Origin of the sequence: Photorhabdus sp. CRCIA-P01, from assembly GCF_003545805.1 — a bacterium.
GTDB classification, from domain to species: Bacteria; Pseudomonadota; Gammaproteobacteria; order Enterobacterales; family Enterobacteriaceae; genus Photorhabdus; species Photorhabdus antumapuensis.
On record NZ_NMQR01000033.1, the window covers coordinates 22,020 to 39,193 of the forward strand.

General features: G+C 39.9%; 14 protein-coding genes. 3 read left to right on the top strand and 11 right to left on the bottom strand.

What is annotated here, in order from left to right:
• Nucleotides 1–79: 79 nt before the first annotated feature.
• The 4 genes from sirB1 to hemA are packed head-to-tail and all read right to left on the bottom strand — an operon-like array spanning nt 80 to nt 4,098.
• Nucleotides 80–889 carry an invasion regulator SirB1 gene (gene sirB1, locus D3222_RS17375; RefSeq protein ID WP_118987273.1) on the bottom strand — a complete coding sequence of 270 codons (810 nt, stop codon included), beginning with the start codon at nt 887–889 and terminating at the stop codon, nt 80–82.
• The gene (gene prmC / locus D3222_RS17380) at nt 873–1,721 is read right to left on the bottom strand and encodes a peptide chain release factor N(5)-glutamine methyltransferase (RefSeq protein ID WP_118987274.1); all 849 of its coding nucleotides are present in this window, start codon (nt 1,719–1,721) and stop codon (nt 873–875) included. The genes sirB1 and prmC overlap by 17 nt, the downstream gene beginning before the upstream one ends.
• A complete protein-coding gene (prfA, locus tag D3222_RS17385; RefSeq protein ID WP_118987275.1) occupies nt 1,721–2,803 on the bottom strand; it encodes a peptide chain release factor 1 in 1,083 nt (360 codons plus the stop codon). Before prfA ends, prmC begins: the two co-directional genes overlap by 1 nt.
• A 32-nt stretch (nt 2,804–2,835) precedes the next feature.
• Complete coding sequence (gene hemA / locus D3222_RS17390; RefSeq protein ID WP_118987276.1) at nt 2,836–4,098, bottom strand: glutamyl-tRNA reductase; 1,263 nt, start codon at nt 4,096–4,098, stop codon at nt 2,836–2,838.
• A gap of 251 nt (nt 4,099–4,349) precedes the next feature.
• Between hemA and lolB the strand changes: the two genes are divergently transcribed.
• The 3 genes from lolB to prs all read left to right on the top strand — a co-directional run bounded on the left by lolB (nt 4,350) and on the right by prs (nt 6,859).
• Entirely contained in the window at nt 4,350–4,973 is a 624-nt protein-coding gene (lolB, locus tag D3222_RS17395; RefSeq protein ID WP_118987277.1) for a lipoprotein insertase outer membrane protein LolB, read from the top strand.
• Entirely contained in the window at nt 4,973–5,848 is an 876-nt protein-coding gene (gene ispE, locus D3222_RS17400; RefSeq protein WP_118987278.1) for a 4-(cytidine 5'-diphospho)-2-C-methyl-D-erythritol kinase, read from the top strand. The genes lolB and ispE overlap by 1 nt, the downstream gene beginning before the upstream one ends.
• Nucleotides 5,849–5,911: 63 nt before the next feature.
• Nucleotides 5,912–6,859, top strand: coding sequence for a ribose-phosphate diphosphokinase (prs, locus tag D3222_RS17405; protein ID WP_011146321.1), 948 nt, complete (start codon nt 5,912–5,914; stop codon nt 6,857–6,859).
• Between the two features lie 129 nt (nt 6,860–6,988).
• Here the strand turns inward: prs and ychH are convergent, their stop codons facing one another.
• The 7 genes from ychH to D3222_RS17445 all read right to left on the bottom strand — a co-directional run bounded on the left by ychH (nt 6,989) and on the right by D3222_RS17445 (nt 16,576).
• A complete protein-coding gene (gene ychH / locus D3222_RS17410; RefSeq protein WP_036778679.1) occupies nt 6,989–7,264 on the bottom strand; it encodes a stress-induced protein YchH in 276 nt (91 codons plus the stop codon).
• A gap of 575 nt (nt 7,265–7,839) precedes the next feature.
• Complete coding sequence (locus D3222_RS17415) at nt 7,840–8,799, bottom strand: Ig-like domain-containing protein (RefSeq protein WP_118987280.1); 960 nt, start codon at nt 8,797–8,799, stop codon at nt 7,840–7,842.
• Between the two features lie 243 nt (nt 8,800–9,042).
• Nucleotides 9,043–10,368: a hypothetical protein gene (locus D3222_RS17425; RefSeq protein ID WP_118987282.1), complete on the bottom strand. Its 1,326-nt coding sequence runs from the start codon at nt 10,366–10,368 to the stop codon at nt 9,043–9,045.
• Nucleotides 10,365–11,051, bottom strand: a complete 687-nt coding sequence (locus D3222_RS17430; protein ID WP_118987283.1) for a hypothetical protein — start codon at nt 11,049–11,051, stop codon at nt 10,365–10,367. The genes D3222_RS17425 and D3222_RS17430 overlap by 4 nt, the downstream gene beginning before the upstream one ends.
• 124 nt (nt 11,052–11,175) lie before the next feature.
• A complete protein-coding gene (locus D3222_RS17435) occupies nt 11,176–12,696 on the bottom strand; it encodes a hypothetical protein (protein ID WP_118987284.1) in 1,521 nt (506 codons plus the stop codon).
• Between the two features lie 436 nt (nt 12,697–13,132).
• A complete protein-coding gene (locus D3222_RS17440) occupies nt 13,133–14,635 on the bottom strand; it encodes a hypothetical protein (RefSeq protein ID WP_118987285.1) in 1,503 nt (500 codons plus the stop codon).
• Between the two features lie 438 nt (nt 14,636–15,073).
• Nucleotides 15,074–16,576, bottom strand: coding sequence for a hypothetical protein (locus D3222_RS17445; RefSeq protein ID WP_118987286.1), 1,503 nt, complete (start codon nt 16,574–16,576; stop codon nt 15,074–15,076).
• Nucleotides 16,577–17,174 lie beyond the last annotated feature (598 nt).

A 17,174-nucleotide genomic window follows, 5' to 3' on the forward strand; every position in this document is an offset into this window, starting at 1 on the left:
AGGGACCAATAAATTAATGCGATAAATCAGTGCAGTGCACTATTTAGTGCAAAACAGTATTTCAATGTAAAACAGTATTTCAATGCAAAACAAAGCATTGCTGTTTAATAGCGTATATCTGCATTCTGATCATTTCTGCCACCGGGTCCTCCGGGCAGTGCTCCACAAAATAATTTAAATCAGAAACCGCAACATGATTACAATCAAGTTCCGCATAAATCAGCCCTCTATCACGTATTTCATAGGGGTTATCGGGATCAAACATCAGCACGGCTTCACTCGTTTTCAGTGCCAGCTCCATTTGCCCTTCTTCCATTAACGCGACTTTTATTGTATCCAGTACCTTACGTACAATGCTGGCGTTATCAGCTGCTTGCAAATCATCGGCTGCTAATTTAGCTGTCTGGCTAATATTACCTTTAAGCCACACATCAAGCACATATTCACTTAACGCTTCGCCATTCAGTGGATTAATAAACTTCGCCGTGTTATCTGGATAATCAACACGCAAAATCAACTGTGTTGGAAAAACAACCGGCATAAATGACAGTTCTAAAGCCTGAGCAATATGGATAAGAATTACCCCCAAAACAGCAGAGGAACCTTGACGGGTTTGCAGTACTTTATCTAGCCATAATGTATCTGACAGACAATAAACACCACTGGCACCGCCGAATTTCCAGCTTTGATAAAAAAGCCTCAGTAATTTTTCCAACCGTTCTTCTATATTTAGCTGCGGAGATATTTCGCGTCTGGCTTCATCAATCAATGCTTGAAGCTGCATTTCCACTGAATGCCGAGGAAAATCAGAACGCAAGGTTCTGGAAATTAACAGGATACCGCTACTTAACGATGCATTATTAAATTCATAATCAGCTATGGCTTTCATCACTTTTCCACTGACCCAGTGTTATTCGCTCATTACCGCCATAATCCTGAAAAGTAGCCACCTGCCGATAACCACTTTCAGAAAACAGGCTTCTTACAACATTTCCCTGTTTCCAACCATGTTCCAATAACAACCATCCACCAGGTAACAAAAAATGGCGGGATAGATCAATAATGGTATTCAGATCAGCAATTCCCTGTTTTGCCGCAATTAATGCACTATCCGGCTCAAATCGAACATCGCCCTGAGATAGATGTGGATCATTTTCATCTATGTAAGGCGGATTACTGATAATCATACCAAACTGTTGATTATTCAACGAAGAGAACCAATTGCTTAACAAAAAATCCACATTTTGTATTTTGAGTTTTTCCGCATTGCCCAGTGCCAGCATGACCGCATCAGGATTGATATCAACCCCGGTAACCTGGCAATCAGGGCGCTCACTCGCGATTGCCAATGCAATTGCGCCGGTTCCCGTTCCCAAATCCAGAATGCGGCAAGGTGTCAGCGATAGCCGTTCAAGCGCTTTTTCTACCAGACATTCTGTGTCAGGACGCGGGATTAACGTAGCGGGAGAAACATTTAATGGCAACGACCAAAATTCACGCTCACCCGTGATGTAAGCAATAGGTTCACCTTTCACCCGGCGAGCGAGTAAAGCCTCAAGCTGGCTGAACTGCTCCGAAGCTAGCTGAGTTTCACCGAATGCCAGTATGTAAGTTCGGGAATGGTGAGTGACAAACCCCAACAAAATTTCCGCATCTCGTTTAGGACTGTCACTTGCCAATAACTGTATTGTGGCTTGTTTAAGCCAAGATTGATAATCCATCAATCCTGCTCTGACAAAGCTGATAATAGATCAGCCTGATACTCATTAACGATCGGCTGAACAAGCATATCCAATTTGCCTTCCATCACTTCATCAAGGCGGTATAACGTCAAGTTAATACGGTGATCCGTCACTCGCCCTTGTGGAAAATTGTAAGTGCGGTTGCGATCTGAACGGTCACCGGAGCCTAATAAGTTACGACGCTCGGAAGCCTCGGCTTCTCGACGCTTACGAACTTCAGCGGCGTGAATACGCGCTGCCAATACGGACATCGCTTTGGCTTTGTTTTTATGCTGAGAGCGCTCATCCTGACACTCAACCACAATACCGGTTGGAATATGCGTGATACGGATGGCGGAATCCGTGGTATTGACGTGCTGACCACCCGCACCAGACGAACGAAACGTATCAATACGCAAATCATTTGGGCTGATGTCGGGCAACTCGGCTTCCGGGACCTCCGGCAAAACCGCCACAGTACAAGCAGATGTGTGAATACGCCCTTGCGATTCGGTTTCCGGTACACGTTGAACTCGATGACCACCCGATTCAAATTTTAAATGACCATAAACCTGCTCACCGGAAACTTTAGCAATAATTTCCTTATAGCCACCATGCTCACCATCGTTAGCACTGATGACTTCAACTTTCCAACGACGGGATTCAGCATAACGGCTGTACATACGAAACAGATCCCCGGCGAAAATAGCCGCTTCATCACCACCGGTTCCCGCGCGGACTTCAAGAAAACAGTTACGCTCATCATCAGGATCTTTCGGCAACAGCAACAATTGTAGCTGCTGCTCTAATTCTTCATTGCGGACCTTGGCGTCCCTGATCTCTTCCTGTGCCATCTCCCGCATTTCAGGGTCATCAAGCATGATTTCGGCGGCTTTAAGATCATCCTGAACAGCACGCCAGACCTTAAAACAGCTCGTCACATCAGTCAGTTGAGCATATTCCCGCGACAAAGCACGAAAACGTTCTTGATCAGCAATCACATCGGCATCACCGAGATGAGCCAAAACTTCCTCGTGACGTTCTTGCAATGCTTCCAATTTAGCAACAATAGAAGGCTTCATTCTTGGTTTCAGACCCTATTTCCGAGATATGGTTAATTATGTTCCAGCCCCAGGCTGTCACGTAATAAATTAAGACGCTCCAGGTCACCATTGCTGGCTGCTTGCTGGAGTGATTTGGTAGGAGCATGTATCAGGCGGTTCATCAATTGATAAGTCAATTGATTGATTGCCTGTTCTACGTCAGCTCCCTGATTGATAGCAGTCAGTGCCCTAGCTGCCATCTCAGCCCGCACCTGTTCCGCCTGATTACGATACTCACGGATTGAATTTACCGCGCCCTGCGAACGCAACCAGTCCATGAAATAACGGCTTTCCTGCTGAACAATACATTCAGCCTGAACCGCCGCTGCTTTGCGCTGCGCAAGATTCTGCTGAATAATTGCCTGCAAATCATCAACACTGTAGAGATAGACATTATTGAGTTTTTCCACATCAGGCTCTATATCACGAGGAACCGCAATGTCAATGAGCAACATTGGTTGGTTACGGCGTGACTTTAATGCACGTTCAACCATTCCTTTACCAATAATAGGCAAAGGGCTGGCCGTCGAACTGATAACAATATCCGCTTCAGCTAAACGTATGTCAATTTCAGGCAAGGTGATCACTTCCGCCTGAACTTCATCAGCCAATACCTGTGCCTTCTCTTTCGTCCTGTTAGCAATCATCATATGGTGCACACGATGCTCTTTCAAATGACGAGCAGCTAGCTCAATGGTTTCTCCGGCACCTACCAGCAAAATATTCAGTTCAGAAAGTGATTCAAAAATCTGCCGCGCCAGGGTACAAGCGGCAAATGCAACAGAAACCGCATTCGAACCAATCTCCGTTTCCGTTCTGATACGCTTGGCAACAGAAAATGATTTCTGAAACAATCGCTCCAGTTCACTCGATAAAGAGTGGCTGTGCTGCGACTCGGCAAATGCTTTCTTCACTTGCCCAAGAATCTGAGGTTCTCCAAGTACCAACGAATCCAACCCACTCGCCACTCTCATCAAGTGGCTAACAGCTTCATTATCACAATGCCAGTAAATACTGGATTTTAGCTCTCTGGGATTGAGTTGATGGTATTCACACAACCAGCCAATTAACTGCTCATACAGATTATCTTGCTGTTCCACGCTGAGATAAAGCTCCGTACGATTACACGTTGACAACACAACCCCCCCTTTCACCAGGGGATGCTGGAGGAGGTTATCAAGCGCTTCACCAATCGTGCTCGGAGAAAAAGTCACCCGTTCACGCAAGGATACAGGAGCCGTTTTATGGTTAATACCAAGTGCTAACAAAGTCATATCAACTTCATTGAGTTATCAGCAGAGAGACCGTTCATCGTAAAAAACATCTTGTTTTGATGAAATCATCACCCTTAATAAGGACTCTTATAAGCTGTGCATTCTACTTGATACCTCAGATCAATAAAAGACAATCAGCAGTGTCCGATATCATTATTCAGAACATTTTTTTGAAATTTAACTGGATTAATACTTCATTCTTCATTATTAAGTGAAGTAAAAATTTTCACGTTATTAAACAGGGATTACCGATGAAGCCAATACAAAAATTATCACTATTCCGTCTATTGCCACTCTCTTGTGTACTATTGACCGCCTGTACATTAACGCAACCTGGCGGAACAGGTTCGGCGGATTCTCCCCAATGGCGAGCACGTACCCAACAGCTACAGCAATTAAATCAATATCAAACACGTGGATCTTTTGCCTATCTATCTAATGAGAAAAAAGTTTATGCCCGCTTTTTCTGGCAACAATATCATCCTGAACGCTACCGTTTATTACTGACTAACCCACTAGGCAGCACTGAATTAGAGCTGATCGTTCAACCAAACATAACGCAATTAACCGATAGCCAAGGTAAAAAATATTTTAGTGATAACCCCGAAGAGATAATTTATCAGTTCACCAATATGGATATTCCACTGGATAATCTGCGGCATTGGATCACGGGTCTTCCCGGTGATGCCAAAAACTTTAAACTGGATGCTAGCTATCTATTGAAAACCGTCAATTATCAACAAAATGGCGCGACGTGGCAGGTTAATTATCAATCCTACGAGACCTCGACAACCCCCGCTCTTCCCAACCGTCTGGAACTGATTCAGGGTGATCGCCGCATCAAACTGAAAATGGATAACTGGACCACAAAATAATGACATTAACTTGGCCCTCACCGGCAAAACTTAACCTATTTCTCTATATCACCGGTCGTCGCGCTGATGGTTACCACCAGTTACAAACGCTATTTCAATTTCTTAATTATGGTGATGAAATTACGATTACCCCTCGTCAGGATAATGAAATCCGTTTACTGACACCGGTAGAGGGTGTGGAACACGATAACAACCTGATTGTTCGCGCAGCACGCCTCTTGCAATCCTACAGCGACAAACACCATACGGGTATTGCTCATAAAGGTGCTGATATTCATATCAACAAACGTCTGCCAATGGGCGGCGGGTTAGGCGGAGGCTCATCCAATGCCGCTACCGTACTCATTGCTCTGAATTATCACTGGCAAACCGGTTTCACAGACGAAACACTGGCGGCCCTCGGCGTGAATCTTGGTGCTGATGTGCCTATCTTTGTCAAAGGGCATGCCGCATTCGCAGAAGGTATTGGTGAAATCCTGCACATAGCAGAGCCGGAAGAAAAGTGGTATCTGGTTGCGCATCCTGGTATTGAAATCTCAACTCTGCGCGTCTTCACAGATCCAGAATTAAAACGTAATACGCCAATTCGCCCTCTGGCCGCATTATTAAAGGCTCCGTACGTGAATGATTGTGAATCTCTTGTAAGAAAACGTTTCCGTAAGGTTGAACAGCTTCTTTCATGGCTGCTAGAATACGCGCCGTCACGCCTGACCGGAACCGGTGCATGTGTATTCGGTGAGTTTGAATCAGAAGCATCGGCCCGTAAGGTGTTAAATCAAGCCCCTGAGTGGTTGCAGGGTTTTGTTACGCGTGGCGTTAACAATTCACCTTTGCACAGTTTTCGCTCTGGGATACCCGTGTTATTGAACCAATGAATAAATATGTTATTTATCATTGGTCAACAATATCTCTCTGGACGCAAGCCTGAGGTTTTTCTCGTGCCCGATATGAAGCTTTTTGCTGGTAACGCTATCCCGGAACTAGCACAACGTGTTGCCAACCGCCTATACACTAATCTTGGAGATGCTGCTGTCGGCCGTTTCAGCGATGGTGAAGTCAGCGTGCAAGTTAACGAAAATGTGCGTGGTGGTGATATTTTCATCATCCAGTCCACTTGTGCACCGACTAACGACAACCTGATGGAATTAGTCGTTATGGTTGATGCACTGCGTCGTGCTTCCGCAGGACGTATTACCGCAGTAATCCCTTATTTCGGTTATGCCCGTCAGGACCGTCGAGTCCGTTCCGCCCGTGTGCCAATTACCGCCAAAGTGGTTGCAGACTTCCTGTCCAGTGTCGGTGTAGACCGCGTACTGACTGTTGATCTGCATGCTGAGCAGATCCAAGGTTTCTTTGATGTTCCAGTTGATAACGTATTTGGCAGCCCAATTTTGCTGGAAGATATGCTACAGAAAGAGTTAGAAAACCCTATCGTTGTTTCCCCGGATATTGGCGGGGTTGTCCGCGCACGTGCTATTGCTAAGCTGCTGAATGATACCGATATGGCAATCATCGATAAACGCCGCCCACGCGCTAACGTTTCTCAGGTGATGCATATTATCGGTGATGTCGCTGGCCGCGACTGCGTGCTGGTCGATGACATGATCGATACCGGCGGCACCTTATGCAAAGCGGCTGAAGCATTAAAAGAACGCGGAGCAAAACGTGTCTTTGCCTATGCCACTCACCCGATTTTCTCCGGCAATGCGGTGGACAACATTAAAAACTCGGTGATTGATGAAGTGGTTGTCTGTGACACTATCCCATTATCCGCTGAGATCAAGGCGCTCAATAAGGTTCGTACTCTCACTCTGTCCGGCATGTTAGCTGAAGCAATCCGGCGTATCAGTAATGAAGAATCAATTTCTGCAATGTTTGAGCACTAATAAATAAGTTGTACTCATATATCGCTATTTAAGAAAAAACCCGTTGTACAAAAGCTTCAACGGGTTTTCTGCTTATCTGGAATAATAATACTTCTCCATTAGCACAAACTATGACTAACCCTATTTTTGTTATGGATACCGATGATCACCACGACGATAACGTTCATCATAGTTTCTTAACCACCAGTAACGATCTGCCACGCCTTCCCGGCCTCCCACACCGGCACCAGCCAACCAAACAAGCGCGCCAATAAAAACTCCCAATAGCGCTGCTTCAGATAAAAACTCAGGCCAGCCAAAACCGAAGATGTGAGGCAATAATGTATAAGCCAGGCTACTCACTATGGTAAACATACCGACACCCATCAATACATTGCCGACTATGAAGGCACTTTGACGTTTCATTTGTTACCTCCAACACTCTTCGTGGATACACACTCTTCGTGAACACTAAGAACCGAAAAATTCAAAAGCTAACGTTAATTGACTCTATATAACTATATAGCCTATTTATAGTATAGCCCTATTTCACAAAAGGTCATTGCGGACGCGATCACAACTAAAGGAGATTTAATAACAATTCCTTAATCATTGTGAGAAATGACATGAAGAAATAATGAGTTAGGTAGCCTGAACTCCACTTAAAGAGAAGTTCAGGTTTTTAACTAAATATTGATGTATAACAATGACAGTTGTAAAATTCCATCCAATTTATACCCTTCATCTTTCAAGCTGCTGCTTTGTTGGCTGCTTTCACTCACCCCAGTCACATCGTTATCTATGCTCCTGGGGATTCATTCACTTGCCGCCGCGCTGCAACTCGAAATCTATTAGGTATATATATTTTTATTCAATGATCCCTACCGATATAATAAAAATCATCTTATTTTCAAACTGCATGATAACGGCTAAAAATAGTGAACTTCTCTAATTTTTCAATGAGTAATCATGCAATTAGTATCCCTAAAAATATCCAGCACCTAATATAGCCCTGGAGTTAATACTATCCACCTTTGACTATATATCCGTCCAATAATACAACTTATACCAACCGATGAAGATCTACTCACAGCAGGTATATGACGAGGAGAATACCCTTGAGAATAAGTAGAATAAATGCCAAAGCTAAAATATCCATTTTTATCGGTAGTCATATTTTTGTCTTTATCACTCAGGAACAGATAAGATCCCATAGATACTTTTATGGTTACATTAGGCTCACCTATGCCATTCTTATATAAATATCCAGCTATAATACCGCCCGAAAATGAAGATAACACATCCGGAAATTTTGTGATCTCTAACCGATATGGATTATCCGTGAAACGCATAATGGCAACCTCTGCAATATCTTCCGTTTGTGCTACTAGTCTCACCGCCCCAGCACTATTAGATTGTATTGAAACCGTTATTTTACCCTCTTTATCTGTTATACCCGAAGACGGAAATACCGTTGCCCAATCACCTACATTGAAGGTTATTTTTTGGTTTTTAATTCCGTTACCAAACTTATCATACGCAGTTGCAACTACTCTATTCTCATCGGTACTATTAGCCCATGCCTCATTCTTTTCTAAGTCAAGATTAAGAGTTGCCACAGGAATAGCAGTAAACTCGATCTGGAGAGGAGGGGATTTTATTTGAGTATCATCTTCCAAACAAGCATATACATTCCCTTGACACGGAGTTGAACCAATAGAGATTATTTCAACTGATATCTTACCCATTACTCCGGTACTTTTTATAATTTTACGATCATTATTCTCTTTAAATGCCATAGATTCATTATCTAACGTAAAAATTACATTCGTTTCATGCAATAAATAATTATCTTGAATTACTTTGATACCGATATGTATAGACTTATCCACAGTCTCGGTTCTTTCACTCGATACCCAATTTAATGTCTTAGAATTTTCTAGTACCTGTTCGTTATCCATTTCATTCTCCTAATTTATCACTATCATGTATATTTATATACCCTTCATCTTTCAAGCTGCTGCTTTGTTGGCTGCTTTCACTCACCCCAGTCACATAGTTATCTATGCTCCTGGGGATTCATTCACTTGCCGCCTCGCTGCAACTCGAAATCTATTAGGTATATATGTTATCATCGATTTAAAGTTAAAAAACAAAATGATTTCCACTTGATAACATTATGCTAATTAACAATATTCCTTACGTTAAATAGAAGGAAAATGTTTAAAATTAATAGCAAATTGAATCGACTGATCAATATCGGGTAAACTTATTATCACATTATTTTTTTCTGCTTTGGTATTAGTTATATGGAAAGTTGTACAACCATCCTTACTAATTGCAACCTGCAACGCTCTCTCGTTATCACCAAAACCTGAAATTATCGCTGAACCGTCAGTACGAACAAGTAATCTTTTGCCAGAATAGACAGTGCGGTCCACAATAACATAACCACTACACACACTCACGCCATCAGCAGGGACTTCAGAGGTAAATGCATAAGCTTTGATAATATCTCCGCCATCTCTCCACTCACTAAATATTGCCTGACCTACACCCGATATTACAGACCCGCCCTCCGCAGAAACAGTACAGCGAAAACTACCCGTTGTCTCAGATTGCAAATGGAAATAAGCCAACCCAAAACTATTGGGAGCAAACTGATATTTTGCACCATTCCCTTCAACAATATTACCCGACTCAACACTAGCCAATAATCTCTTTCCTGGCGGCCCATAAACCGCAACCAAATTTTTCGGGTTTATTCTGGGATATTCATTAGATAATATCGGCGCACCTTCACTAATTGACATGATGACAGATGACATATCCATTAATGACAAGATCACTGAACCTGGAGCAGAAAGAGTATTACCAACCTCATAATACCCTGTTCCCACTCCCTCTTGACCCAAACAAAGCACGTATTCCATCGGCACCACTAAAGAAACATAATCCTGCTTAATATCCTCATCACTGACTGTTATGGGTTGTGCATCCCAGGCCGCCCTCACAATGGGATCATAGTTAAAATTATGTCCTTGCCAGTGGAATATGACGCTATCGCCTTTCTGCATCTGCTGATAACTGATATGCACATTTAACCCACGATGTTGTATAAGAGGTGAATAGTGAATAACGCCAGATGTTGAATCTGGATAAATTGATGGTAATAATTTTATCGATGGAGAATTAATAACTTTAATCACAGTCGGTTCAGAGAAATTTTCATTCTCGAAATCATCAGCTGATGTATAAGTCACATTATAGCAACCATCAGGTATTTCAGAGAACGGCATAGCTATAGTAAAAAAAATAGTATTAACATTCTGAACATAATATGGTCGAGAAAGGATTCCTCCAACACTTACTACTATCACATCCCAGATTTTTAATTTCTTATGATAGGGTACTTTGATAATTAAATCTTGGTTCTGTTGAACAGAAACGTCAATCAGGCCATCGTTATCTGCTTGCGGCAACTCTGGCGACGATAAAGGAATAAATTTATTGTCGTTATTGACAATCATATTTCATCTCCCATTGGAATCGGTCTGAACGATAAAACAAAATTGACTTTATCCCCTGAATTTGAATCAGGTGCGGTTAGCCAAACATTAACTTTACCTACTGTGTTGCTAATCACATTCACTGTCGCACTGCCATCCTCCTTTAATGGAATATCTGCCCAGTCTTTATTATAACCATCGATAAGTGCATTATTATTAACTTTTATACGGATTTGATTAATATCATCATTATTTTCACGATCAATAAAAAGATATATCGAACAAGGCGTCTTCCCATCTGCCGGAGCGCCTGTAGTATAATTGTAGGCGGTAAATACTATAGCTTCATCAGACTGACGATAATTACCAAAAATAAGCGGAAAAGATACGACCTTATTGACATCCTCTTGTGGGTAAATCATCAAAAAAGCCGAAAATTCTTCGCTATTTTCAATATTTTTATGTTTAAACGGAGAACGAACATAAAAATGCCCTTTTCCAGTCTCATCTAACGTCAATGTGATCTGATCTACATCAACGTTATCGTCTACAATAAAAGCACCGATAGATGTCGTAGCATAGAATTTATACCCAGGTAGACCATATATAGTCACAATATTTTTGGGATTAAGATTAGGGTAATCGGTTAAATCACTTTTCGCCGCGTTTTCTGTGATAATCACACTTGATATGCCGTTATTCATATTGTCACCATTAACTCCATGATTTATTAATTGAAAATAAAATTATAACGCTTAATAAAATATTATAGTTAAGCAATAAATAAACCGCCAATTCACAAACAAGGAAAAGCTCAATCAGTTAAATTTACTGTCCAGGAAGAACCGTATCAATGAGTCCATACCAAATCTTAGAGTCCTTTGTGCTTTCACTGTACTTCATACCTACACTATAAGTGATATAAACCGAACCTGGCGTACCATCACTATACGAATCTACATTAGTAAAAGGTGCCTGACCAAGCGGAATAATAGCCTCCCCAGCCGCCACTTCGTCGGCAGTTACCGTATGAGGATCAAGAGAATAAAGTTCCGAAGATGGATTCTCACTTACAATGCCGTTAACGTAAATACATACCTTGATAACACTATTCACCGCTATTCCATGATTTTTACCCACAGTAATATGCGCATCCAATCCCCCTCCTAAAATAGTTGCAAGATTGATCCTGCCTTTCTGTCCAAGCTCCTCCTGATCTCCATGAGTGAAAATTCTGGGTACCGCTAATGTACGCTCAATTTCAAGTGGCACATTCAGTACTGCCTTTGTCAAATTAAAATAGCGGACAGACGACTTAGTTGTTTTCCCCGTTTTATCAATTACATAATAATATAACTGATTATCGCCAACACTTGGAATACTGGCATATGGAACTAAAATAAACGGCTTATCCAACTGGCACAATTCAGTAATTACCGCAGACTGGCTTTTTGTTTCCTTATCATCTTCTCTAATTATTAGGAAAATTTGATCCATTGGTTCAGCATCTTCATAGAATGGGATAATCACATTAAAACCCGTTCTCCTATTTCCTGGCGGTGGTGTTAATTTATCACCAATCAGTTCTGCAATATTTGGTGCCGGAAGCGTTGGGTGAATATTCTCTGTGATCATCAAAATGCTTGATGAAGCGTTTTTTAAAATATATGGCAGTTTTGTCAACATATTCACCAAGTAACTTCCCTCAGATTTCTTAGGGAAAACTTTTAAAGCAACAAAACCATGACTATCCGTATTAATATAATATTGACAATTATCTTTTTCACTAATAAAAGGTAATACTTCTTCCGTAATGCCTTCTCCATCATACCCAAAAATACGTACTGCTCTATCAGTTACCAGAGGAATTTGAAAATAAGGAAGCGGATCATTCGTTTTATTCAACGCATACATATTAATGAGCAGACTGCCATTAAATGATGAAGGTCTCTCATTATCTGCTGCCGGAGAGAAATCTTTTACCCACGAATCGCCAATAATTATAGGGGTAAATCCTTCGTATGAAAAACCATTTTCATCAATAGGATGAAACACAATCTCCAATTTAGCATCAGGGTCCGTAACCTTATCCATTGAGAATGTTATGGTGAAATCACTAGCGCTAGAATCAGCGGTAACAACAAATTTTGCAGTACAGATATTTTTCTCAACATCTCTTGAAATACGAGGAATCTCACCAAAATTACGATCTTGTGGGTAACTGCACACTATGTCAGTCGTTTCCGTTACTTTATGGGTATCATCACCTGAATAAGTCACAGTAATGACAACTGGGCATTCTTCTAAAATTATTATTCCTGAAACGATATCTGCTGTAAGTATCGACATATAAACCTCATATTAAAGTTAAACACCAATAAATAACAAACGTCTAATTTTCTTATCAAAATAATACGCTTCCACAATAATGCTGACTTCCTACTTCTCACATGAATAAATTATTTATTTACTTTAGCGGTTAATGTAATGAAAATAAATTCCTACTCGAAGCATAAGATTTATATCCAACTATACCCTATATAGTCATAATATCTCTGGGGTTAAGATGACGGTAATTGTTAAATCACTTTTCGCCATGTTTGTCACTATTCATAATGCCACCATTAATTCCATGACTCATTAGTTAGAAATAAAATGACAATAATTAATAAAATATTATAGCTCGCTAATAAAGAAATAGCCAGTTTACAAACTAAGAAACATATTCGGGAAAATGGAAAACGCTTAGGCATTTTCCAATAAATAAAAATTCAATCAGTTAAATTTATGGTCCAGGTGGAACCGTATCAATGAGTCCAAACCAAATCTTGGAATCCTTTATTCTTACACTGTAAGTGACATAAACTAATCCTGGTCCATCATCATACGAATCTACACCCGTAAAAGGTGCCTGACCAAGCAGAATAATCGCCTCTCCAGCCGCTACTTCGTCGGCAGTTACCGTATGAGGTTCAAGAGAATAAATTTTTGAAGATGGAATATCATTGATAACACCATTAACGTAAATACGTACATTGATAACACTATTCACATCTATTCCATTTTTTTTACCCACAGCAATACGCGCATCTAGCCCTCCCCCTAAAATTTTTACAAGATTGATCCTACCTCGCTGTCCAAGTTCGCTCTGATCTTTATGAGTGAAAATTCTAGGTGCTGCTAATGTACGCCTAATATTTGGTGGTTGACTCGGTACTGATCTCGTTAAATTAAAATAGAGAGCAGATGACATAGTTATATTTCCCGTTGTATCAGCGATATAATAATATAACTCATTATCGCCAATATTTGGAACACTGGCATATGGAACTGAAATAAACGGATTATTCAATTGATTCAGATCAGTAATAACAGCAGACGCACTTGGCGTTTCATCATCATCTTCTCTGATCATTAAGAAAATTCTATCTCTCGGTTTAACACTTTCATAAAACGGGATACTCACATGAAAACCTGTACTACTATTTCCTACTGATGGTGTTAATCTATCACCGTCCAACTCTTCAATATCTGGCATTACAAGGGTTGGATTAATGTCCTCTGTAATAAACAGAATATTTGATGAACATTTCTTTGAAAAATCTGGTAACTCTGCGGACATATCAACTACATAGTTACTATTCTCTTTCTGACTGGGGAAAACTCTTAAAGCAACAAAACCTTCATCATTCGTATTAATATAGTATTTATTACTATCGAATTTTCGAATAAAAGGCAATATTTCTTCCGTAATGTTTTCTCCATCATACCCAAAAATACGCACTGGCTTATTCGTTACCAGAGGAATTTGAAAATAGGGCAACGGCTCACTTGTTTTATTCAACGCATAGATATTAATAAGCAGGCTGCCATTAAATTCAGAAGGCTCCTCATTATCTGCTGCCGGAGATAAGTCTTTTATCAACGAATCACCAATAATGATAGGTTCAAATGCTGCATGCGAAAAACCATTTTTATCAATAGAATGAAATACTCTCTCCAATTTAGCATCGGGGTCCGTAGCCTTATCCGTTGAAAATGTTATGGTGAAATCACCGGCGCCAGAGGTAGCAGTAACAACAAATTTTGCAGTGCAGGTATTATTCTCGACATCTCTTGAAATACGAGGGGTCTTATCAAAACGGGTATTTTCTGGGGTATTGTGAACTATGTCAGTCGCTTCCGTTACTTTATGAATATCATCACCTGAATAAGTCATAGTAATGACAACTGGACATTCTTCTAAAACCGTTATTCCTGAAACGATATCTGCTGTAAGTGTCGACATATTAAACCTCATATTAAAGTTAAACACCAATCAGTAAAAAACACTTAATTTTCTATCAAAATAATGAGTTTATACAACGATGCTTACTCTCTATTACCTCCTTCCTGTTTTTTCTCATAAATAAATTATTTTAGCCATTACTGTAATAGTAATAAATCCATCATTCGCAGCATAAGCTTTATATCAAAATATACCCTATATAGTTACAGGTTAAGATTACGACAATTGTTAAATCACTTTTCGCCATGCCTGCCATTATTCATACTGTCACCATTAATTCCATGATTTATTGTTGAAGATAAAATGACAACACCTAATAAACATTATAGCTCGGTAATAAAGATATCGCCAGTTCACCAATAAGAAACATGTCCGGAAAAATGGAAAACGCTTATGCATTTTCCATAAAATAGGTAAAAGCTCAATCCGTTAAATTTATTATCTTGCTGGAACAGTATCAATGTATCCAAACCAAATCTTCGATTCCTTTTGGCCTACGCTGTAAGTGATATAAACTGAGCCTGTCGTACCATCACGATATGAATCTACATTAGTAAAAGGCCCTTGGCCAAGCAGAATAATAGCCCCTCCAGCCGCCACTTCTTCGGCAGTTACCGTATGAGGATCAACAGAATAAAGTTTCGAAGATGGATTATCATTGATAATACCATTAACGTAAATATGTACATTAATGACATCATTTACCTCTATTCCGTTGTTTTTACCCACAGCAATATAGGCATCCAATCCCCCTCCTAAGATACCGTTAAGATTAATTGTACCTGGCCAGCTAAATTCCGATTGCGTTCTATGATTCAAAATTACAGGTCTCGCTAATACACGCGGAACCTCTGGTGGTACATTTGGCACTGACCTCGTTAAATTAAAATAGAGAGCAGATGACATAGTGATATTTTCCGTTGTATCAGCGATATAATAGTATAACTCATTACCACCAATATTTGGAACGCTGGCATATGGAACTAAAATAAACGGATTATTTAACTGATGCAGATCAGTAATTATGGCAGACGCACTTGGCGTTTCGTAATTACCTTCTCTGATCATTAAGAAAATTCTATCTTTCGGTCTAACATCTTCATAAAATGGGATACTCACATGAAAACCTGTACTGCTATATCCTACTGATGGCATTAATTTATTACCATTCATTTCTTCAATATCTGGCGCCGCAAGAGTTGGAGCAATGTCTTCTGTAATAAACAGAATATTTGATGAAGATTTCTTTGAGAAATCCGGTAATTCTGCTGACATATCAACTACATAGTTACCATTCTCTTTCTGACTGGGGAAAACCCTTAAAGCAACAAAACCTTTATTATTCGTATTAATATAGTATTTATTACTATCGAATTTTCGAACAAAAGGCAATACTTCTGCCGTAATATTTTCTCCATCATACCCAAAAATACGCACTGGCTTATTCGTTACCAGAGGAATTTGAAAATAGGGTAACGGATCATTTGTTTTACTCAACGCATAGATATTAATAAGGAGGCTGCCATTAAATTCAGAAGGTTGCTTATTATCTACTGCCGGAGATAAGTCTTTTATCAACGAATCGCCAATAACTATAGGTTCAAACGCTGCATATGAAAAACCATTTTTATCAATAGAATGAAATGTAATTTCCAATTTAGCATCGGGGTCCGTAGCCTGATCCATTGAAAATGTTATGGTGAAATCACCGGCGCCGGAATTAGCAGTAACAACAAATTTCGCAGTACAGGTATTTTTCTCAACATCTCTTGAAATACGAGGGATCTTATCAAAACGGGTATTTTTCGGGTTATCGTACACTATGTCAGTCGAATCCGTTACTTTGTGAGTATCATCGCCTGAATAAGTCACCATGATAACAACCGGGCACTCTTCTAAAACCGTTATTCCTGAAATTATATCTGCTGTAAGTGTCGACATATTAAACCTCATATTAAAGTTAAACACCAACAAGTAACAACCACCTAATTTCTATCAAAATAATGTTATTCTACAATGATGCTGACTACCTATTATATCCTCCCTATTTCTCACATAAATAAACTATTTACTTTAGCTATTACTGTAATCGCAATGTATTTTCTATCCAAAAGGTATCATGAAATGGGATACAGTGCTTCCTCCTCATATTCAAGAAACTAAGTCAGAAACTACCAGCATATGAGTCCACATATGAAAAAACGCCTAACTAAGCTGAATAACACTGACTCCAACCTCCATATCTTCGTTGGTAAATGTATAAGGAGCAATAGTAATAATTACTTAATCTAACTCCTATCACACAATACCATCAGCGTAAACACTTACATTAATAATATCATCTACATTGATTTCAGTGAACAATTAAGTAATTGATTTTACCTAGCTGTCCAAGTTCTAAATAACCTTGGTGAGTAAAAATTCTAGCTACAGCTAATGTATGAGAAACCTCTGTGATCGCTCATTAGGGACTGAATCGGTTAAAATAACGAGAAGATAACATGGCTACGTTTTCACTATAAGTCACAGTAATGACAAC